Below are 18,946 nucleotides of genomic sequence, written 5' to 3' on the forward strand. Positions count from 1 at the left end.
GACTTTTGAGAACATATTTGCGGTTAATGCTCGCTTCTAAGCATTTCTCTCTAGTTTTTGAATTCATGAAAGTTGCCGTTATTTGTCATCTAGAATACCCAATTGCCCAACCCTTTGCCGGAGGTCTAGAAACCCATACCTGGTTTCTCTGTCAATCGCTGATGGCTAGAGGTCATCAGGTAACAGTCTTTGCCAGCGGAGACTCAGATCAGCGCCTGAATTTAGTTCCTTTAGTGGCTAAATCTTTTGCCTTAGAGAAAGCTATGTCAGCGGCTGAAAAAGATTTCAAAAAGGAGATTGTTTATCAAAAACTACTTCATCAGATCAATCGCAGTGATTTTGACCTGATCCACAATAACTCGCTGAATCATATTCCTTTTTTAGCGGCTCAAAATCTTAGAATACCTATGCTGACAGTCCTGCATACGCCGCCTTTTGCCAAATTGTTTGCCGCCGCTAGAAGCGTACCTGCCTCTGCTCAATTTAAGCTGCTAGCGGTTTCTCAAGCGATCGCTCAGCAGTGGCAGCCAGTCACTAGCGAAGTTGTTTATAACGGCACTGATATCAGTCAGTGGACGTTTAATCCTCATCCTGAGCCGAATTCCGCTCTCTGGTTTGGCCGTTTTGTTCCAGAGAAAAGTCCTCATGAAGCGATTTTAGCTACGCAGCTAGCCGGATTTAAGCTCAAATTAGCTGGGCCAATTTCAGATGCAGACTATTTTCGTCAAAAGGTTCTGCCGCATATTGATGGCGATCGCGTTCAGTATTTAGGCCATCTTTCGCATCAGCAGTTAAAAACCGTTGTTGGGCAGGCTGCTGTCTTTGTCAATACGCCCAGTTGGGCAGAACCCTACGGCCTGGTCTATGCCGAGTCTCTCGCCTGCGGCACCCCCGTCGCGGCTTTTGAGAGCGGTGCGGTGCGAGAAATTATCGATGATACCTGTGGCTGCGTCGTGCCCCAGCGCTGCCTGACCCAGTTAGCCGCTGCCATCCACAGCGCTGCCCAGCGATCGCGGCAGCAGTGTCGGCTCAGGGCGGAAAAATTTTGCTCGCTGGAAACGATGATCGATCACTACGAAGCCCATTACAGACAGTTGCTCTCCGCCTCGGTTGAGCCACTGCCTGAGGTTGCAGGAGCAGCCTAATGATGAAAATTGGCTGGTTCTTTAATGCCCACGGCTCCGGTCACTATCACCGCCTCCAGGCCATCCTGCCCTATTTTGCCAAGACGACTCAGCTCACCAGCCTCAGCTATCAGCCAGCCCAGCTCACGCATCAGGGCAACCAAGTCCCCCACATCACCCTGCCAGCCTATAACCAAACTGGCCTCAACCCTTACTTAAGGAAACAAGCCTGGCAGACCCTACACGGTATGCAGCTTAATCACGGTGTCAATGCGCCGGTTTTTGCGGCGCTTACTCGCTGGCTGGCGACGTGGCGACCCGACCTAATGGTGGTTGATGTCGCTTTGGAAATTGCCCTGGCAGCTCGGCTGTGCGGCATTCCGGTTGTCTATGTGCGGCAGCATGGCAAACGCTGGGACTTGGGGCATCAAATCGCCTATGAGGGCAGCATGGCTCTAATTGCTCCCTTTTCGGCAGCAATGGAGCAGGCTGACTGTCCAGGCTGGATTCAGCGAAAGACCTGGTATAGCGGCGGTTTTTGCCGCTTTCAGCCCGGTGCTACAGCTCGGCCTAGGGCTTTCCAGAGCGATCGCCCCAATATTGTCGTTCTCATTGGCAGCGGGGGCACAGCGATTCAGTCTGCAGACATTGCCGCTGCTGCTCAAGCGACGCCTACCTGGCAGTGGTTCGTTTTAGGTCAGCTTGATCCACCCGAAAGCCTGACTGCCAATGTCAGACTGCTGGGCCGAATTAAAACGGTTCACCCCTATCTGCAACATGCCGATCTCGTAGTAGCGAACGCCGGCCACAATACCGTAATGGAAATCGGTGCGGTGGAGGCTCCCTTTCTCTGTCTACCGGCCCAGCGCCCGTTCAAAGAGCAGCTGTGCAAAGCAGAGGTTCTCAGCCGCTTAGACCTAGCCGTTGTGCGCCATCGCTGGCCTTCTGAGGCGGAATGGCCAGCCCTACTCCAAACGGCTCAGGCCCAGCCCCGCCACCAGTGGCAAACTTTGCGCAATCCCGCCGCACCCCAGCATATAGCCCAGCAGCTTGAAGCCTGGACCCTAAAGTGTTTGCCTATCGGCGGCGATCGCTAAGGCAAAGTTCTTAAAATCTCGGCTTCTGGCTGCCAGTCAATCAGCCCTTCCTGGGCGAAAGCCAGCAGCCATTTCTCCATCGGCCACTGTCCCCAGCGGCGATAGTAAACCCAGGCATTGCGCACAATGCTCTGTAAATGCTGGCGCGGCGGTACCTGGCTTGCATGATATTGGTGGTAGGCCATTGCTGTCGGCACCCAGCGCAGCTCAATCTTAGAGCGCTCCAACAGACGCGCAAAATCGGTATCCTCTGCCCCATAGCCACGATAGGCTTCGCAAAACCCGCCCACCCGCTCAAAAGTAGACGGTGCCAGGCCAAAAGACAGCGTCCAAAACAGGTTGTAGTTTGCTTCAAGCTGCAAAAATACCTGCTGGGCCGCGTCCCTTAGCGGATGAGGCGCTGAGCGTTCAGATAGCTCAGATAGCTGCCACTGAGCCGGAAGAACTGCTTGCAGATAGGAAATGGCTCCCATCAGAACGGCGCTAGGCGCTAGGCAGTGAGCGCTTGCATAGGCCTCTAAGCAGGTCGCTGCCGGAATGCAGTCAACATCTAGAAAAATCCAGAAAGTGCCCGTTGTCTCATGGGCCGCTAAGTTTCTGGCCTGCGCCAGGGGCAAGGCATCGGCAGACATGAGGCTGTGCTGCGATGTTGGAAACGGCGTGGCTGGTAAAGGTTGCTCAGCCTCATTCATGCGGATAATGACGCACTCATGGGGCCTGACCGTTGAACTAGACAGGCCCGCCAGCAGGTTGTGTAAGTGGGCTTCGCGATCGCGAACTAGAGTCAGAACCGAAATGCGAGGACTGAGCACAAATTCTAGCTGGCAACTGCTGAGGGCTGAACAAAACCAAAAGCAAAACAGAGCTTACATACCTGCCTGGTTGAAGCCTAAGCGACAGTGTCTGAAAGCTCTATCTGTTTATTGTTATTGAGGAGAGAGACGCAACTGGCCTACTCTTCGTCGTCCTCATCCTCTTCATCTAGATCGTAGATGAAGCTGCTAGAGCGATTGGTCAAAACTGACTTGCCGAGGGAGAGCGCTTTTTTAGCTTCTACAGCCGCCTGCCGTTTCCAGTTTGAACGGCGCATACTGCGCTTAGATTTCGAGGTTTTCTTCTTAGGAACCGCCATGACTGAAAGACTTCAGACTTATTCACAACCTTTCGATTGTAGAGCATTTAGCCCTAGATGCTAAATATTTTTTGGCAGCCGCTCGCCATCTCGCGCCTGTCCGAGCGTGACCGGCGATCGCTGCCTATTGTCCCAAGCCAGAAAAGAGCAGCGTCCGGGCATTGGGATAGTAGGTGGCCCAGTAGCGCGGATCGGGGCGATTGCTCCACTGGCTGCGGCTGACCTGCAGCATCATCACGGGCAGAGAAATCCCCTGGCTTTCAGCGGTGACGGTGACAATGACCTCGGTTGTTAGCAGGTCAGCGTCAAAGCTGCGCTGCGCGGCGGCGCGAGCGGTAACGTCTGCCCGACGAATCAGGGTTTCGTAGCTCTCATTTTCGCCGCGTACTAAAAAGAGGCTGGTGCGAGAGGTATAAGCCTGAGCCGATAGGGGTGCGATCGCGTTTTGCCCCAGCCAGAGGCTGCCAGATAGTCCTAATAGAACAGCCAGACCCACAGGCGACCAAACTCGCTGCCAGTGCCTACCGATTCCTGCTGCTTTTGATGCGGGTTGCCGCTGCCTCATCTCATCCTCCTTTGCCTCTAAATCCCCTATCTTTAGCGGTCTGCCAAAGGGGAAGATAATTTTTGGTTAAAGCTTAGCTTAAATTTGGGCTGTTCTAGCAAGAATCCTGAAGGCCGCGTTCCTAGAACGTCTCGCCGTGACCAAGCCAGTCTGCCGATCGCAGGTCGCTAGTGATTCAGGCGCTAAGCTATCAGACTGGCCTCGCAAATTATTTGTTTCAACTGAGAGAGTCTATGCTATCTTCGGGGCACAGAACCCCTACAGCTACCTGATTGCAGAGGTTTGGCGCATTTACCTGAATAGACCGTTGCAACCGTTATGACTCAACACTGGGCCGTTGTCGTCGGCATTAATCAATATCAGTCTTTACAGCCGCTGCTCTATGCTCAGCAGGATGCGATCGCCCTGTGGCGTTTCTTGGTTGAGTCGGCAGGCTATGGGACAGAACGATGCCATTTGCTCAGCGATTTAGCCGAGCTGCGATCGCCAGCAGCGGCGGCTCCCGATCGCCGGACTCTTCGGACTCAGGTACAGCAGCTCTGCCAGCAGATCCAGTCCGATGATGTCCTTTGGTTTTTCTTCAGCGGCTATGGTATCTGCTACAACGACCGCGATTATCTGTTGACGGTTGACACCGATCCGGCCTATCTAACCGAAACAGCCTGCTCAGTGCAGGAACTCTTTGAGCTGTTTAAACAGGCCCCTACGGACAATATCGTTGTCACGCTGGATATAGGGCGAGCACAGGCAGCCCTGGCCGACCACGCCGTCGGGCGACAGTCTTTGGCCTTAGCCCGCGACTTTGATATTTCCCTGATTCTGTCCTGCCAGCCGGAGGAGTTTTCCCACGAGACTTTAGCGGTTAAGCACGGCTTGTTTACCGCAGCGCTGCTAGAAGGGCTGCAGTATCATGGCTGCGTCAGCTTAGAGCACATTGCGACCCATCTGCGGCAGCAGCTACCCGAACTCTGCGAGCATCACTGGCGACCCGCCCAGCATCCAGCCATCCAGATTCCCAGCACAAAGAAGTTTTTGCTGCTAGTGCCGCCCTCATCTGTCAGCCAAGTGCCAGCGATGGCGGCTCAAACCACAACTGCAGCCAAGAGTCCAGCGCGATCGCCGCAGCTTCCCGTTGTCAGTCCGTTGCCGCCTAAAGCAGACACAACCGCGCTGGTTCACTCCCCCCAGTCTCAGACGACTCCAGCGGCCAAACTTCCGGCACTCACCACCTTAGCTGCCCTGCAGCGCCTCATGGGGAGCTGGGGGCCAATTGCCCTGATCGCAGCGTTGCTGTTACTGATCCTGGGGCGCTTTGACTTGCTGCCGCTGCCGAATCAGACCCCGGCTCCCAATCCAGAATCTCCTCGTTCCGCAGCGCCAGATCAGGCAACTGAGGTGGTGGCGTCAGGGCCGACTCCGCTTGCTGCCTCCCTAGAGACAATTGAGACAGAGACGACGGCCAGCCCTTTGTTTAGCGAATCTCTGTCAAGCCTAACCACCACGCCAACCCTTTCGGCTTTAGAGCAGGGGCAGCAGGCAATCGCCCAGCAGCGCTACGCTGAAGCCATCCGCTGGCTGGAGCAGGTACCCGCTGCCAATCGGGATGATACTTTCAATCGCCTACAGGAGCGGGCCGAAGCTGGACTAGCCCAGCAGGTAGCCGATAACCAGGCCCGCATTGAATTGGCCCGGCAAACAGTGCAGCCTGAGCAAGCTGCTAGCTTAGAGGCCGCGATCGCCCAGGTAAACCCAATTCCGCCGGGAGAGCCTTTTCATCAGGAAGCGCAGCAGCTAGTTGAACAGTGGAGCCAGTCCCTATTAGATCTGGCTAATGCCGCCGCAAATGCCGGAGACTTAACGGCAGCGATTGCAGCCGCCAGCTTTATTCCGGCAGCAGCCACCGACCTATACCCTCAGGCCCAAACGCAAATTGGCTACTGGCAGGCGCGGCAGCTCAGCCAGGCCCGGCTACAGCAGGCCCAAACAATGCTGCAGCCCGGACAGGCGGCCTCCTTTCAAGATGCCATTGGCCTGCTGCGGCAAATTCCAGCGGAGCATCCAGAATACGAGCAGGCTCAGGCGCGAATTGATCAGCTCAGCCAAGAAATTTTCAGCATTGCCCGCGCTCGCGCCGCCCAGGGGCGATTTGAGGCTGCAATTCAGGCCGCCGTGCTAGTCCCCCCCGATACGGCGGCCTACAACGGGGCGCAGGCCCAGCTCAAGCGCTGGCAAGAGCGATAAAATGAAACAGACGTACAGTTGAATCTAGACGCACATGGTGCAGCGGCGAATTGAGCCAGGGCCAGGGCAGGAGTCTGTTTGGGACTACCCCCGGCCTCCCAAATTAGAAGCTTCTGACAAACATATTCAGGTTGTTTTTAACGGCATCACCGTGGCCGATACGCATCGGGCGCAGCGAGTTCTAGAAACAAGCCATCCCCCCGTCTACTACATTCCGCCTGCAGATATTCAACTAGAGCATTTGCAGCCCACCTCTGGGTCGTCGTTTTGCGAATGGAAAGGCCGAGCTGCTTACTACACGCTCAGCGTCGGCGATCGCCAAGTTGAAAATGTAGCCTGGTACTACCCGGAGCCCACGCCCCGTTTTCAGGCAATTCAGAACTATGTCGCCTTTTACCCAGCTAAAGTGGATGCCTGTTATGTAGATGGGGAACAAGTGCAGGCCCAGCAGGGAGACTTTTATGGCGGTTGGATCACGCCAGATATTGTCGGCCCCTTCAAGGGCGGCACGGGGACCTGGGGCTGGTAGAGAGGCTTAGCTGTCGTCAGTGGGACTCAGTCCTAACTCACTACGGGCAGAGGTCAAAACCTCTACGGCTCGCTTCAGCCGCGCTTCTAAATACTGTTTTTGATTGAGCAGCTGACGAATTTTCTGATGGCGGGCAATGGCAAGGCTGACGGTGGAAAGCTGCTCTGGCGGACAGGGTTGGCACTGCAGACGTCCCTCCGCATTGAGACTGCAAAGATGATATTGCGTCTGAGGAGCTGTCTGGACCGCTGGCGTTGCCGTTGCCGCTGCTTCCATTTGAGTTTGAATATAGCTTTGCAGCTGCTCAATGTCGCCATATCGCCATACGGCTGATTCTGAAGACTTGATATCAGGGACTTTGGCTAAGTTGCGCACGTCTGACTCTAGCCAGCCATCTACAATCGGGCCTTCCATATAGATAGCCTGGATAGCCAGTAAAACCCGGCGCAGTTCGCTCTGCCACTGTTCCACGTTGCTGCCAATCTCCTGCAGCAGGGTCATCGCTAGGGCCGGATTGGCCTCATGTCGGTGACTGCTAAAAGCGGTTCGCTTAACTCTAGGCAGCGCTGGCAAATCGCCGGCAGTCGGCATCACGGGCAGCGCCGCTGGGTCTACAGCGCGATCGCTCTCGGCCACCACAGGCGCGGGGAGTTCTAGCGGACGAGTTAAGTTCCGAGAGAAACTTGCAGCCGTAGACGTTTTAGCCGCAATGGTAAATGAAACGCCTGAGCGGGATCTGGCAGGCGGCGGCATCAGCGGCGTTTGGCTGGATGCAGCTTTATCCGATTGATGAACCATAGGCTTTTAAATGCAGATAGACAACGGCGCAGAGGCGTGATGACATTTTCAATAGCCTATACTGCTTTTCTGCAGTTTTTACGCCTACTGAGCCATTAATTTGGCATACATTTCGCTGAGTTCGGGACAGTTTGCAACGATCTGTAAGCTACTTCTGTTAATTTCCCAGCGGCATTTTTGCCTTTTGACGGTCTGCAACTCATCCTTTGGCTAGAATTGACTCAGATTCAGAGCTTGTTAGCTTATTGAAGCTGACTAGTTTAGAGTCACAGGTACCCGACTAGCGGTTTCAGCGATATGGCAATTCCTCCCTCAGTTCGATACTTGTTTGCTCGCCTGCAGCCTGCGGCTCGGCCTATTGTCTGGGCGCCGATTTTGGTAGTGACGCTGCTGGGGGTTGTCCTGTGGGAATATCGCCAGCACCCTGAATGGTCAGATGCCTTTGAAATTGACACTGAATCACCTAGCGCCCAAATTCCCGAAACCGAGCTGACCTTAGACGAACAGGCGCAGCTATCCCAGGTCGACAGTCTAGCCGTTTTGTTTAATGATTTGGCAGCCTCTACTCCCACGATTCAAGCTGCTGAAACGCCGGAAGATACCCTGTTTAACCAGCTATCCGAAATCACGAATCAAACGAATCAGGCCCAAATTCGTCCCAGCAGTTCTTACGCCCCCTACAGGACTCCATCCTCTGCTCAAGCGGACACCTCGTCTGGTACGGCTTCTCCTCCCAGCCTAGCTTCGGCAGCCAATTTGGCAACGCTGCTCAATCCTGAAGCTGCCTCTCCAGCCGGACAGTCCAGTGCTCTCCAGGAAGCCCTCGGTCGTTTACCCAGTCAGACAGCGGGCACCTCAGAAACGCGATCGCCTGCCGGACAATCCCCTAATTCAGCTAGCGCTCAAACGACTGGCCCTAGTCAATTCTCGAATGCCGAGATTCCTGCTGCTGCCCAGGGAAATACGCCTGCCGGAGCCGCTCCCCTGCGCTACATTCCGACCACGCCCAACATGTCGCCGCCACCGGGCACCACAGGCTATACGCCCCCCGCCACCCTCAACCTAGCGCCGAACAACTACCCGTCTGGGAATGCCTACACCAATTTGACCACCCCTGGCTTGCCCCAAACCCAGCCCCGCTTCAACGGCCTGCCCAATCGCTCAGCTACCCCCACGCTGCCAACTAGCCCTGGCAGCCAGTATATTCAGCCCCAGCCCCAGTTTAATAATTCTTCCTCCGTACCCCGTCCCCCCGGTTCCTATATTGGCGGCGGCGAAATTCAGACTTTTTCTAACCCCTTGGGTTCTTCATCTTGGGGTCCCCAAGATTATCCCAATAACTACAACCCGTAGGAACCTAGAAACCGAGCCTGCCCCACAGCCGTTTTGTCTCAACGCGACGGCGCAAAACCCGGTTTCTAGCCAGCTCACTACTGATCAAAGTGGCTGATAATCGCTTCAGCAAACTCGGAACACTTCAGCGGCTCTACTGGCGGATCCATCATGCGGGCTAGGTCGTAGGTGACCTGATGGTTAGCGATCGCCGTACTGATGCCGTTACGAACCAAATCAGCCGCCTCCTGCCAGCCTAAATACTCCAGCATCATCACCCCGGAGAGAATTAGCGAGCCGGGATTAATCCGATCGAGTCCGGCATGTTTGGGAGCAGTGCCGTGGGTAGCTTCAAAAATAGCGCACTGATCGCCAATGTTGGCCCCCGGCCCCATCCCCAGGCCGCCGACAATCGCGGCAGCGGCATCTGAGAGATAATCCCCGTTGAGATTCATCGTTGCCAAGATGGAATACTCATCTGGACGGGTCTGAATCTGCTGAAAAATACTGTCGGCGATGCGATCGTTCACCATGATTTTGTCTTTCCACTGGCCGTTGCCGTGGCTATCCCAGATCGCCTCTAGAATTTGGGTCACTTCTGCCCTGACTGCCGCCTGTTTTTCTGGGGTGAGAGAATCATAGCCCGGTTCGATCTTGCGGGCATTCTCATCTACTGAGATATCCGGGTTGCTCTCTTTATTGCTCAGCACCCAGGACTCTTGCTCGGTCACGCAGGATTGCCGAAATTCACTCGTCGCCAGCTCATAGCCCCAGTCTCGAAACGCGCCTTCGGTGTACTTCATGATGTTGCCTTTATGCACCAAGGTCACCATCTGCTTAGCTTTGGGGAGCTGAAGCGCATGTTTAATCGCTCGGCGCACCAGCCGCTGTGAACCTGTTTTGCTAATCGGCTTGATACCAATACCCGAATCCCAGGGAATTTGCTTGCTGCCGTGTTCTGGTGTCGCTGGGATCAGGTCGTCATTTAGCAGCTTGATTAGGCGATCGCCCATTTCACTGCCCTGCTTCCACTCAATGCCCAGATAAATGTCCTCAGTGTTTTCCCGGTAGACAATCACGTCTAGCTTGTCTGGCTGCTTGTGAGGCGAGGGCGTCCCCGTATAGTAACGGCAGGGCCGTACGCAGGCGTAGAGATCATTAATTTGCCGCAGGGCCACATTGAGAGAGCGAATGCCGCCGCCGACCGGCGTTGTCAGCGGCCCTTTAATCGCCACGCCGTATTCGCGAATAGCCTGTAGCGTATCTTCAGGCAGGTACTCATACGTGCCGTACTTATCGCAGGCTTCATCCCCCGCATAAACCTTGAACCAGACAATCTGACGCTGACTGCCATAGGCCGCTCTGACCGCTGCATCCAAAACTTTCTGGGTTGCGGGCCAGATATCGACGCCTGTGCCGTCTCCGCGAATAAAGGGAATAATGGGATCATCTGGGACGACAGGCTCGCCATTTTGAAAAGTGATTTTGTGGCCGGTTTCAGGCGGCGAGATCTTTTGGTACATAAAATTTGATGAGTTTGGCTAGTCTGACTTACGATATTTATCAAGAGTATCGGCTAAGTGCAACACCTAATAAGTTCGTGCAGCAGCAGATATGTTTAATTTTGAGATATGGATTGGCTTCCCCATAATTTGCAAATTTAACTACAGTTAATGTCAGACACCCATTAGATACCGTAGAGAATGGTTTTACAAACTATTGGGTAGATCTCCAAATTGTCTCCCGGTATAGGCTGTGGCTCTTCATAATCGTTTCTAATTAAGGTGGATGAAAAGAATTTTATTAGTAGATGACGATATAACGCTCCGAACCGCTCTGACCCGACACTTAGAAGACCGGGGTTATATTGTCCGGGGAGCGGCTTCTGGCGTAGAAGGGCTGACTCTGTTTGAGGAAGAACCGCCCGATCTGGTGGTGTCAGACGTGATGATGCCAGAGATGGACGGTCTAGAATTTTGCGGACGCTTACGATCGAGCCGCATTGGGCAGCTAGTCCCTTTTATCTTTCTCTCCAGTCGCGGCGAAGTTGACGATCGGGTCCAGGGACACAATATCGGAGGAGATGATTATCTGGTTAAGCCATTTCATCCCCGGGAACTAGTCGCCAAGATTGAAGCCCAGCTAGAGCGATCGCGGCGCATTCACTCCGAAATTGTCCGTCTGATTCAGCAGGCCAATGTCCAGTCTGAGTCTTCGGAAGCAGATCCACCCCAGCCTTTGCCGCTCACCCCAGCCGAAGAAAAAGTCTTTTGGGAAGTCATTCAGGGCTACACCAATAAGCAAATCGGCGATCGCCTCTTCATCAGTCCGCGTACCGTGCAGACGCACTTGAGCAACATTCTCAGCAAGCTTGCCCTAGACAATCGCTCTCAGCTAATTCGGTTCGCCTTTGAACATGGCTATCGTCCACCCCACGACGGCGAATCCCAGTAGCTATCAGCCAACTCCCTCTAGCTTGCGGCGTCAATCCCTTCTATGATCTATGGGAACGTGAGTCCCTTAGTTTTGATATGAGCAGCTTTGCCACTAATTCCGCGCCTGCCAACTCCAGCCCGATCGCAGAACTTCTGGCTCAACTGCGTGCCGACAATCCTAAAAAGCAGCTCTCAGCGCTGCATCAGCTAGCCACGATGGCTGATAGCGGCCTGGAACCCTTGATGGAGTTCTTATCGGCCAGACGGCAACAGCCAGTCACCTACCTAGACGGCACAGCTTATCGCCTGCTTTGGCAAAGCCAGACTCCTGAGACAGAAGCGTTTTTGCAAAAGCACTGGCCCCAGGGCTTAGTCGAGCTAACTTCTAAACAAGGAATAGACTACGCCGACCTGCAGCAAGATTTAGTAAGACAGGAATTTGAAGCCGCCGATCGCCTGACTTTGAAGCACTTATGTCAGCTTGCTGGTGCGGGAGCGGTTCAGCGCGGCTGGCTTTATTTTACAGAAGTCGAAAATTTTCCCGCCGAAGATTTACGCACTCTAGACCAGCTATGGCAGGTTTATTCAGAAGGAAAGTTTGGCTTTGCGAAACAGCGAGAAATTTGGCTGAGCAACAATCAAAACTGGGAAAAACTTTGGCACAAAATTGCCTGGAAAAAAGGCAATGTTTGGACTCGTTATCCAAACGAATTTATCTGGAATTTATCAGCTCCCGCAGGGCATTTACCCCTCTCCAATCAGCTACGAGGCGTTCGCGCTATGGCTGCACTCCTAAATCATCCTGTTTGGGCGTAGCGGGTCAAGCAGCTTAGCCAGTCAAGGCCATCATACTCGTACAGAACTGCTTCTATCCGCCTTTACAGCAGCAGAGACTTTTGCGGCTGTTAGCTTCATAAAATCGACATTCATTTCTGAGTTTCCTCATCGTTTCTTCATGGCATTAGTTTCAGGAAATGCTGTGAGACTGCTTGCTTTAAGCAAGTTGAATAAAGTATTGCTGACGCCAGTATTTTTACTTAATCTTAGGTATGAGGTTTTACAGCTTTAAGCACATTCTCTAGTGAAGTACTGACCCTTAGCGGGTTTAAGATATGCAGAGACAGGGAATGCTTGAACTGTAAAGCTTTTGATGTATGACCGGAGTCAATGAAGCAAAGTGCTAGGTACGTCATGGACACTGGCCTGTCAACTATTCATTCCCCTGAAAATTTGACACGTCATATGAAAAACTCACACCCTGTAGATTCAGAACGACAACGTGTTCGCGCTGTTCAAGAGCTAGGACTGCTAGCTGACGAAAGCATACCCGTCTTTGACGAAGCAACCCAGACGGCAGCTCGCATCTTAGCAGCTCCTATCTGCGTTTTTAGCATTACCGATGGTGATTTTCAGTTCTTTAAATCAGCAGTAGGGCTATCCCGGCTTGGGCTGATGAATCAGCTAGCAGCTTCGCGTCGTCTACCGCGAGCAGAAGCGCTATGTTCCCAGGTAATTGCTAGCAGCAAAGTTTTAATCGTAGAGGATATTGCCAGTCAGTCTGAATTTTCTCAAAGCTGCCTATTGCAGCACTATGGCATTCGGGCCTACTTGGGAGTGCCTATCGTCATTTCCAGTGGTGAATGCATTGGTAGTTTGGCGATCATGGATCTCAAGCCGCGACAGTTTACCGCTCAGGACATAGCCTTTTTGGAACTCAATGCTCGCTGGAGTATTAGTGAGTTTGAGCGCGATCGCCTATTTCAATCGACCTCTCGTAACTACGCACCCCAGACCCCGGCCCAGCCCAAAGCGGAAGCGTCTTTGCAGTCAACTATCAACGCAGTGCGGATTGAGCTAATTGCTCAACTGACACAGGAGCTGCGTAACCCGCTCACCTCAATTATGGGCATGGCGGGGATGCTCAGCCGCGAAATCTACGGGCCGCTGACGCAAAAGCAAAAAGAATATGCTGGCATTATCTGCAACAGCAGCCAGACCGTTCTTGGCCTGATGGATGAAATCATTGGCCTAGGCACAGCTCAGGAAGACTATCGACAGCTCAGCCTAACGCCCGTAGATATTGAAATGCTCAGTCAGCAGGTGATTAGCAGCCTGGAATCTTTGGCCCAGCAGCAAGGGCAGCGCATGAGCCTCACCATAGAGCCAGGTTCCCGCATTTGGGTGCTGGACAAGGGTAAAACTAAACAGCTTATTTACCACCTGGTTTACAGCATCATTCAGCTTTCTAGTGAAGGCGGCACCGTTCGCGTTCACATTTCCCGCAAAGACGATCGCCTGAATCTAGCTGTGTGGTTTTCCCATCCTTGGCTAGGAGAAGGTTTGCCTCAGGCAGTACTCTCACTCGATCAGCTACTAGAAATTTCTCTGAGCTATCAGTCTTTAGAGGCTCAGGCTGGTCTGTTGCTTCATCGGCCCCAGGACTCAAACACAGAAGCTGACTCCCCATTGCCGGCACTCTCAGAAGCGGCGAAGGCTGATATTTCCCGCGAAGGACTGGGACTATTGCTGAGCCGCCAGCTCGCGGAAATTCACGGCGGTTCCTTAGCGCTGCAGGGATCTTTGGAAGGGGGCTATCGCTATATTGCCAGCCTGCCACAGCTTGCCGAAGAGGTGACGATGGTGACAGTTGCGCAGACGCCTTAAACCCTAAATTAGCTGACTATAGGCGGTCTATCAGAAGTCTATTTGTAGCGTAGATAAACTTTGTCTTGAGATAGATTTCTGGGCTAGCCGCGGGAAACAGCCAGACTCTGCGCTATGTTTGGCTAGAAGCCTGCGCTAGTGCCTAATCGAAAAACTACCATGTTGGAACTCTATCAGTTTGAAGGATCTCATTACAGCGAGAAAATTCGCCTCATCCTAGACTATAAGCAGCTTTCGTACCGCAAGGTTGAAGTTGCGCCGGGAGTAGGACAGATTGATCTCTATCGCATGTCGGGGCAGCGACAGGTACCTGTCCTCAAGGATGACAATGAAGTCATTCCCGACTCAACCGCCATTGCTCAGTACCTCGACGAAAAGTATCCAGAGCGCCCCGTCATTCCCACCACGCCTAAACAGCGAGGTCTGTGCCTGATGATGGAAGCCTGGGCAGATGAGTCTATCGGTCTCAATGCTCGGACGGCGATGATCGGTGCCTTCAATCAGCATCCTAACTTTCGGACAGCGCTGCTGCCTGCTTCCACGCCGGAGCTACTCAAAAATCTGGTGGGTTCTGTGCCGGGTGATGTTCTCAGCCTGCTGGGAACGGGGGCTGGCTTTGGGGCGGATGCGGTCAAAACTGCTCATGCCATCCTGCAGCAAAACTTGGAGGCCCTTTGTCTGCTGCTACAGGAAAGTCCCTATCTCGTTGGCGACCAGCCGACGCTGGCTGATTTTGCTGTTGCTGGCCTATCAATGTATATCAAGTTTCCAGACAGGCAGTACGTTGATTTGCCTGCCGGAATCTGCGGCAAAGGTGTACCGGGACTGGCTGATGATCCAACCTATCGCCCTTTCTTTAGCTGGCGCGATCGCCTTTATGCCGACTACCGCGAGGTCAGCATTCCCAACACGGCCGAAACCGTTGGCCCCGGCCCCCAGTCTATCAGCATTGACTAAGACAGCCTGAATACGGCTTCTATCAGCCAAAATTGCCGGGTACATGGGCTGGCAGGAGGAGTTGAGTTTACCTGATTCCTCCTGCTCAGGGCTGTCTGTGTATGAATGTTCGGGGCAGCAGCGTAAACTGGAGATTGTTTTTCCGCTAGACGTTTGATGACAGCGATCGCCCAGCAGCTAGAAGCCTTACTGACGCCTCAGCAAGTTATCGATTGGTCCCAGCTAGCCCCTGCTACAACAGACCGTATTCAACAGGCGATCGCGGCTGAAACCCAGCTACCCTGCGTAGTGTATCCCCAGTCCGAGGCTGAGCTAGCGGCAATTGTCGCTCATGCCGATCGCGATCGCTGGCGGCTGCTGCCGATGGGGCAGGCCAGCAAGCTAGGCTGGGGGGGACTCGCGGCTGGAGTAGATGTAATCGTCAGTACAGCGCGGCTCAATCGCTTACTGAATCATGCCGTAGGCGACTTGGTGATGACGGCTGAAGCCGGACTTTCTTTTGCGGCTTTGCAAACTACCCTGCAGGTCACCCAGCAGTTTCTAGCCATAGATCCGACCTATCCCGACGAAGCGACTCTAGGCGGCATCGTTGCCACAGCGGACACAGGCGCTTTGCGGCAGCGATACAACAGCGTCCGCGACATGCTGATTGGCATTCGCTTTGTTCGTCATGATGGTGAGATTGTTAAGGCAGGCGGCAAAGTGGTCAAAAACGTCGCTGGCTACGACCTCATGAAGCTGCTAACCGGGTCTTATGGCAGCTTGGCGATTATTTCACAGGTGACCTTTCGCACCTATCCGCTGCCGGAAACTTCGCAGACAGTTTTAGTCACAGGCGAACTCGGGGCGATCGCCCAGCTTTGCCAAACGGTCAAGGCTTCGGTATTGACCCCTGCTAGCTTAGATTTACTGTCGTCTCAGCTCCTGACTCAGCTAGGCTATAGTGCTCCAGCCGGACTAGCCGTTCGGTTCCAAACAATCCAGGCTGGCGTCACCTCACAGGTGGAGCAGCTAGAGGCGCTCAGTCACAAATCAGACCTGCAGACGCATAGGCTGAGCCATCCGGACGAGGCTCAATTGTGGCAGCAGATTCAGGCTCAGCTATGGCCGAGCGCAGGCGATCGCACCCACACAGTTGGCTGTAAGCTCGGCATACCGCCTGCCAAAGCGGCTGAACTACTGCAGCTGATTGACCAGAGTAATCGCGCCGAGCTGTTAGCTGCTGGACGGATTCAGGCTGGTAGCGGGTTGGGATCGCTGCGCCTAACAGGAGCGATAACGGCCGACTTGCTGAGACAGGTGCGATCGCGCTGCGAAGCACTAGGTGGTTTTCTGAGCATTCTGGAGGCTCCGCCTCAACTGAAACAGCAGGTCGAAACCTGGGGCTATACAGGGAATGCTTTGCCCCTGATGCGTCAGCTAAAGCAACAGTTTGATCCCCAGTCGATCCTCAGTCCGGGGAGATTTATTAGTGGCCTATAATCACTACTCTAAACAGCCTGAAGCGCCTCATCTAACACTTCATGAATGCGGCGCTCTAACCTATCTAGATCCAAACCACCCTGATCGCGGCAAATCCGACGAACAGTTGCGTTGACACCGCCGAGATCGCTGAGCAGATCTGCCAAAATCTCTTGCTGCTGACGGCTTTGAATTACTTCGTCAGGATCTTGAACCAGGTCGCGCACCAGTGAGCTATCAGCGCGGGAAGCGACCACAGGCTGCGCTTGCCCCTCTAGATAGATGAGGGTACGCTGCCCTGGCCCCCGCTCTGCTCCTTCTAGCGGAACCACTGCCGTCACCTGGTCAGAGCGGACATATTTGCCAAAGCCTAAATGAACCAAAGTAGAGGGTTGAATACGCATCGGTTGGGTGAATCGTTTGAATGTCTCCTTTCTCTATTGTGGCGCGAGAGGCGATCGCCATTGGGCAGACTCTGAGCGGATTTCACCCCTATTCTCGTAGAGATTTCCGCTGGGACTTACAAGAGCTTTCTTAAAAGGGCGCTCAAGGTGCGATCGCCTTTTCGCTTCAGCCGCCGACCAACACCTACCTACAGGCGGAGCGCCTTTCTATCAGCTTCTCCCCTGAGATTGATTAACCTGTTCCCGGTTCTCGTTAGCTTATGACAAGCATCGCGGTTGGCTGGCAACGATTGCCAAAAACGATTCGCAAAGCGGACGCTAGCGACAACATGATGCAATGCAAGACATTCAGGAGATTTCAAACACATGGCTATTTCCGCCGATCAGATTCCGGCTCAGAGCCAAGACCGACAACCTGCCCACGAGTCAGAAATGACGCCCAAACCCCAATACGACCGTGACAGCTATCGGGGTAGCGGTAAGCTCAAGGGCAAAGTGGCTCTGATCACAGGGGGGGATAGCGGCATTGGGCGCTCTGTGGCCGTTCTCTATGCCAAAGAAGAGGCTGATGTGGCCATTGTCTATCTCGATGAGCACGAAGATGCCGAAGAGACGAAGCGCCTTGTAGAGGCTCAAGGCCGCAAGTGCTTGCTGATTCCGGGAGACATCAGTAATGAGCAGTTTTGCCAAGAAGCGGTTGAGAAAACGGTGCGGACGCTAGGCAAGCTGGATATTTTGATCAACAATGCTGCCGAGCAGTACCTAGAAAGCTTTGACGATATTGACTCAGCCCGTTTAGGCAGCATCTTTAGTACCAATGTTTTCTCCTTCTTCTACTTTACTAAGTATGCTCTGCCCCATCTGAAGGCTGGCAGCACCATCATCAATACCACTTCTATCAATGCCTACAAAGGCAATGCGCCGCTATTGAGCTACTCCACCACTAAAGGCGCTATTTTAGCCTTCACGCGATCGCTAGCGCAGTCCATGCTAGAAAAGGACATCCGCGTTAATGGCGTCGCCCCCGGCCCTATTTGGACACCGTTCATCCCAGACGCTTTTCCAGCCGAGGGAGTAGAAGGCTTTGGCAAGCAGGTGCCAATGAACCGCCCCGGACAACCTGTAGAAGTTGCCACCTGCTTTGTCTTCCTAGCTTCTGAAGACGCTTCTTATATGACAGGTCAGGTGTTACACCCGAATGGCGGCGTTGTCGTAGGAGCATAACTAAACAGGGAATACTTTGGCAGAGAACCTGTCACCAGGGGGAGTTTTAGCCAGCGTATAGGTGGTTTATTGAATTTAGCTGCCTGTGCGCTGTTGCTTGGCTGTGCCATTAAAATGTAGCCAAGAACTCCGCCAGGAGGTTGCTGTGGGAAGAGTAGTGTAGTCATCAAGCTTTATATTTTCTCTAGAAAATAATGGCTGAAGTTGGGGTCTGCTTAGTATTGTGGGTTGTTTAGTAATTACAGAAGCTAACCGGGGATAACCTTATGTCGCTGATTGACGCTTTTAAAAATTTTTTCTCAAAGATAGCAGGTGATACAGAAACCACAACTCAGCCTTGGTGGCTGCAAATTATCACCGATCAGCCCACCTGTATTTACTATTTTGGTCCTTTTGAAACGCCTAAAGAGGCTCAGCTACATCAGCAGGGCTATATCACAGATTTAACGGCTGAAGGGGCTAAAGTGTTCCCGCCAACCCTCATTCAGGGTAATCCGCCTGAGCTGACGATTGAAGGTGAAACGGCCACTCAGAGGCTAACGCAGCTAGAGAACGTTTCCGAACTGCAGCTTCAGTAAAGCTCAAGCCGCTGACAAGAGCTGAGCCTCTGCCCGCCCTGTGAATGATTTGAGGGCAGGCAGAGTTTTTGCTGTAGACCTTATCGGAAATTGAACCGATAGGATGATTAGTGTCAGGAGCATCGACCCGAGACATTCAATGAAAGTGACCTATGCCGAGTTACGGACAAAACCTCGAATCCTATGCAGTTTAACTGGCTTGAGGATGTCAGAGTTTGAGGCGTTGTTACCCAGCTTTGGGACGGCTTGGCAGAGCTTTATCGCAGCCACGTTTCAGCGCGCAGGACGCAAACGAGCGTTAGGGGCTGGTCGGAAAGCTCATTTGAGCCAGTTGGAGGATAAGTTGCTGTTCATCTTGATGTACTTCCGTCTGTATCCCACCCAAGCGGTGCAAGGCTTTCTCTT

19 protein-coding genes are annotated in these 18,946 nt (G+C 53.3%); 13 read left to right on the forward strand and 6 right to left on the reverse strand.

What is annotated here, in order from left to right; all coding sequences use genetic code 11:
- Positions 1 to 65: 65 nt before the first annotated feature.
- Together QJQ48_RS11280 and QJQ48_RS11285 are read left to right on the forward strand one after the other, a co-directional pair.
- Positions 66 to 1,145: a glycosyltransferase gene (locus QJQ48_RS11280; protein ID WP_346291332.1), complete on the forward strand. Its 1,080-nt coding sequence runs from the start codon at positions 66 to 68 to the stop codon at positions 1,143 to 1,145.
- On the forward strand, positions 1,145 to 2,221 hold the full coding sequence (locus QJQ48_RS11285; RefSeq protein WP_346291333.1) for a glycosyltransferase: 1,077 nt from the start codon (positions 1,145 to 1,147) through the stop codon (positions 2,219 to 2,221). The genes QJQ48_RS11280 and QJQ48_RS11285 overlap by 1 nt, the downstream gene beginning before the upstream one ends.
- On the opposite strand, the gene QJQ48_RS11290 is transcribed toward QJQ48_RS11285, so the two are convergent.
- The 3 genes from QJQ48_RS11290 to QJQ48_RS11300 form a co-directional block, all read right to left on the reverse strand.
- A complete protein-coding gene (locus tag QJQ48_RS11290; RefSeq protein WP_346291334.1) occupies positions 2,218 to 3,033 on the reverse strand; it encodes a glycosyltransferase family 2 protein in 816 nt (271 codons plus the stop codon). The genes QJQ48_RS11285 and QJQ48_RS11290 overlap by 4 nt on opposite strands.
- 140 nt (positions 3,034 to 3,173) lie before the next feature.
- Positions 3,174 to 3,353 (reverse strand): 50S ribosomal protein L32, encoded by a 180-nt coding sequence (gene rpmF, locus QJQ48_RS11295; RefSeq protein ID WP_346291335.1) that lies wholly within the window; start codon positions 3,351 to 3,353, stop codon positions 3,174 to 3,176.
- Between the two features lie 124 nt (positions 3,354 to 3,477).
- Complete coding sequence (locus QJQ48_RS11300) at positions 3,478 to 3,918, reverse strand: hypothetical protein (protein ID WP_346291336.1); 441 nt, start codon at positions 3,916 to 3,918, stop codon at positions 3,478 to 3,480.
- Positions 3,919 to 4,236: 318 nt separating this feature from the next.
- On the opposite strand from QJQ48_RS11300, the gene QJQ48_RS11305 reads away from it, so the two are divergent.
- A complete protein-coding gene (locus QJQ48_RS11305; RefSeq protein WP_346291337.1) occupies positions 4,237 to 6,159 on the forward strand; it encodes a caspase family protein in 1,923 nt (640 codons plus the stop codon).
- 34 nt (positions 6,160 to 6,193) lie between these two features.
- On the forward strand, positions 6,194 to 6,688 hold the full coding sequence (locus tag QJQ48_RS11310) for a DUF427 domain-containing protein (RefSeq protein ID WP_346291338.1): 495 nt from the start codon (positions 6,194 to 6,196) through the stop codon (positions 6,686 to 6,688).
- A 6-nt stretch (positions 6,689 to 6,694) separates the two neighbouring features.
- On the opposite strand, the gene QJQ48_RS11315 is transcribed toward QJQ48_RS11310, so the two are convergent.
- Positions 6,695 to 7,486, reverse strand: coding sequence for a hypothetical protein (locus tag QJQ48_RS11315; protein WP_346291339.1), 792 nt, complete (start codon positions 7,484 to 7,486; stop codon positions 6,695 to 6,697).
- Between the two features lie 297 nt (positions 7,487 to 7,783).
- Between QJQ48_RS11315 and QJQ48_RS11320 the strand changes: the two genes are divergently transcribed.
- On the forward strand, positions 7,784 to 8,839 hold the full coding sequence (locus tag QJQ48_RS11320; RefSeq protein WP_346291340.1) for a hypothetical protein: 1,056 nt from the start codon (positions 7,784 to 7,786) through the stop codon (positions 8,837 to 8,839).
- A gap of 77 nt (positions 8,840 to 8,916) precedes the next feature.
- Here the strand turns inward: QJQ48_RS11320 and QJQ48_RS11325 are convergent, their stop codons facing one another.
- Positions 8,917 to 10,341: an NADP-dependent isocitrate dehydrogenase gene (locus tag QJQ48_RS11325; RefSeq protein WP_346291341.1), complete on the reverse strand. Its 1,425-nt coding sequence runs from the start codon at positions 10,339 to 10,341 to the stop codon at positions 8,917 to 8,919.
- A gap of 265 nt (positions 10,342 to 10,606) precedes the next feature.
- Between QJQ48_RS11325 and QJQ48_RS11330 the strand changes: the two genes are divergently transcribed.
- From QJQ48_RS11330 to QJQ48_RS11350, 5 genes are all read left to right on the forward strand, one after another.
- A complete protein-coding gene (locus QJQ48_RS11330) occupies positions 10,607 to 11,272 on the forward strand; it encodes a response regulator transcription factor (RefSeq protein WP_346291342.1) in 666 nt (221 codons plus the stop codon).
- Between the two features lie 77 nt (positions 11,273 to 11,349).
- The gene (locus QJQ48_RS11335) at positions 11,350 to 12,069 is read left to right on the forward strand and encodes a GUN4 N-terminal ARM-like repeat domain-containing protein (protein WP_346291343.1); all 720 of its coding nucleotides are present in this window, start codon (positions 11,350 to 11,352) and stop codon (positions 12,067 to 12,069) included.
- A 426-nt stretch (positions 12,070 to 12,495) separates the two neighbouring features.
- Positions 12,496 to 13,917, forward strand: coding sequence for a GAF domain-containing sensor histidine kinase (locus tag QJQ48_RS11340; RefSeq protein WP_346291344.1), 1,422 nt, complete (start codon positions 12,496 to 12,498; stop codon positions 13,915 to 13,917).
- Between the two features lie 159 nt (positions 13,918 to 14,076).
- On the forward strand, positions 14,077 to 14,874 hold the full coding sequence (locus QJQ48_RS11345) for a glutathione S-transferase family protein (RefSeq protein ID WP_346291355.1): 798 nt from the start codon (positions 14,077 to 14,079) through the stop codon (positions 14,872 to 14,874).
- 156 nt (positions 14,875 to 15,030) lie between these two features.
- A complete protein-coding gene (locus QJQ48_RS11350; RefSeq protein ID WP_346291345.1) occupies positions 15,031 to 16,356 on the forward strand; it encodes an FAD-binding oxidoreductase in 1,326 nt (441 codons plus the stop codon).
- An 8-nt stretch (positions 16,357 to 16,364) separates the two neighbouring features.
- Here the strand turns inward: QJQ48_RS11350 and QJQ48_RS11355 are convergent, their stop codons facing one another.
- Complete coding sequence (locus QJQ48_RS11355; RefSeq protein WP_346291346.1) at positions 16,365 to 16,739, reverse strand: hypothetical protein; 375 nt, start codon at positions 16,737 to 16,739, stop codon at positions 16,365 to 16,367.
- Between the two features lie 366 nt (positions 16,740 to 17,105).
- Here QJQ48_RS11355 and QJQ48_RS11360 point away from each other — a divergent pair, with 366 nt between their 5' ends.
- The 3 genes from QJQ48_RS11360 to QJQ48_RS11370 all read left to right on the forward strand — a co-directional run.
- Complete coding sequence (locus QJQ48_RS11360) at positions 17,106 to 17,963, forward strand: SDR family oxidoreductase (protein WP_346291347.1); 858 nt, start codon at positions 17,106 to 17,108, stop codon at positions 17,961 to 17,963.
- 266 nt (positions 17,964 to 18,229) lie between these two features.
- Positions 18,230 to 18,541, forward strand: coding sequence for a DUF1816 domain-containing protein (locus tag QJQ48_RS11365; protein WP_346291348.1), 312 nt, complete (start codon positions 18,230 to 18,232; stop codon positions 18,539 to 18,541).
- A 205-nt stretch (positions 18,542 to 18,746) separates the two neighbouring features.
- Positions 18,747 to 18,946 (forward strand): helix-turn-helix domain-containing protein (locus QJQ48_RS11370; protein WP_487247698.1); only part of this gene is annotated, 200 nt, incomplete at its 3' end.

This window comes from Sphaerothrix gracilis Ecp01 (genome assembly GCF_030405905.1).
Taxonomy (GTDB): domain Bacteria; phylum Cyanobacteriota; class Cyanobacteriia; order Phormidesmidales; family Phormidesmidaceae; genus Sphaerothrix; species Sphaerothrix gracilis.

What these genes read in the sequence shown, in the direction of transcription:
- QJQ48_RS11280 (WP_346291332.1), top strand. Translation starts at nt 66, where the DNA reads ATGAAAGTTGCCGTTATTTGTCATCTAGAATACCCAATTGCCCAACCC.
- QJQ48_RS11285 (WP_346291333.1), top strand. Translation starts at nt 1,145, where the DNA reads ATGATGAAAATTGGCTGGTTCTTTAATGCCCACGGCTCCGGTCACTAT.
- rpmF (WP_346291335.1), bottom strand. Translation starts at nt 3,353, where the DNA reads ATGGCGGTTCCTAAGAAGAAAACCTCGAAATCTAAGCGCAGTATGCGC.
- QJQ48_RS11300 (WP_346291336.1), bottom strand. Translation starts at nt 3,918, where the DNA reads ATGAGGCAGCGGCAACCCGCATCAAAAGCAGCAGGAATCGGTAGGCAC.
- QJQ48_RS11305 (WP_346291337.1), top strand. Translation starts at nt 4,237, where the DNA reads ATGACTCAACACTGGGCCGTTGTCGTCGGCATTAATCAATATCAGTCT.
- QJQ48_RS11310 (WP_346291338.1), top strand. Translation starts at nt 6,194, where the DNA reads ATGGTGCAGCGGCGAATTGAGCCAGGGCCAGGGCAGGAGTCTGTTTGG.
- QJQ48_RS11315 (WP_346291339.1), bottom strand. Translation starts at nt 7,486, where the DNA reads ATGGTTCATCAATCGGATAAAGCTGCATCCAGCCAAACGCCGCTGATG.
- QJQ48_RS11320 (WP_346291340.1), top strand. Translation starts at nt 7,784, where the DNA reads ATGGCAATTCCTCCCTCAGTTCGATACTTGTTTGCTCGCCTGCAGCCT.
- QJQ48_RS11325 (WP_346291341.1), bottom strand. Translation starts at nt 10,341, where the DNA reads ATGTACCAAAAGATCTCGCCGCCTGAAACCGGCCACAAAATCACTTTT.
- QJQ48_RS11330 (WP_346291342.1), top strand. Translation starts at nt 10,607, where the DNA reads ATGAAAAGAATTTTATTAGTAGATGACGATATAACGCTCCGAACCGCT.
- QJQ48_RS11335 (WP_346291343.1), top strand. Translation starts at nt 11,350, where the DNA reads ATGAGCAGCTTTGCCACTAATTCCGCGCCTGCCAACTCCAGCCCGATC.
- QJQ48_RS11340 (WP_346291344.1), top strand. Translation starts at nt 12,496, where the DNA reads ATGAAAAACTCACACCCTGTAGATTCAGAACGACAACGTGTTCGCGCT.
- QJQ48_RS11345 (WP_346291355.1), top strand. Translation starts at nt 14,077, where the DNA reads ATGTTGGAACTCTATCAGTTTGAAGGATCTCATTACAGCGAGAAAATT.
- QJQ48_RS11350 (WP_346291345.1), top strand. Translation starts at nt 15,031, where the DNA reads ATGACAGCGATCGCCCAGCAGCTAGAAGCCTTACTGACGCCTCAGCAA.
- QJQ48_RS11355 (WP_346291346.1), bottom strand. Translation starts at nt 16,739, where the DNA reads ATGCGTATTCAACCCTCTACTTTGGTTCATTTAGGCTTTGGCAAATAT.
- QJQ48_RS11360 (WP_346291347.1), top strand. Translation starts at nt 17,106, where the DNA reads ATGGCTATTTCCGCCGATCAGATTCCGGCTCAGAGCCAAGACCGACAA.
- QJQ48_RS11365 (WP_346291348.1), top strand. Translation starts at nt 18,230, where the DNA reads ATGTCGCTGATTGACGCTTTTAAAAATTTTTTCTCAAAGATAGCAGGT.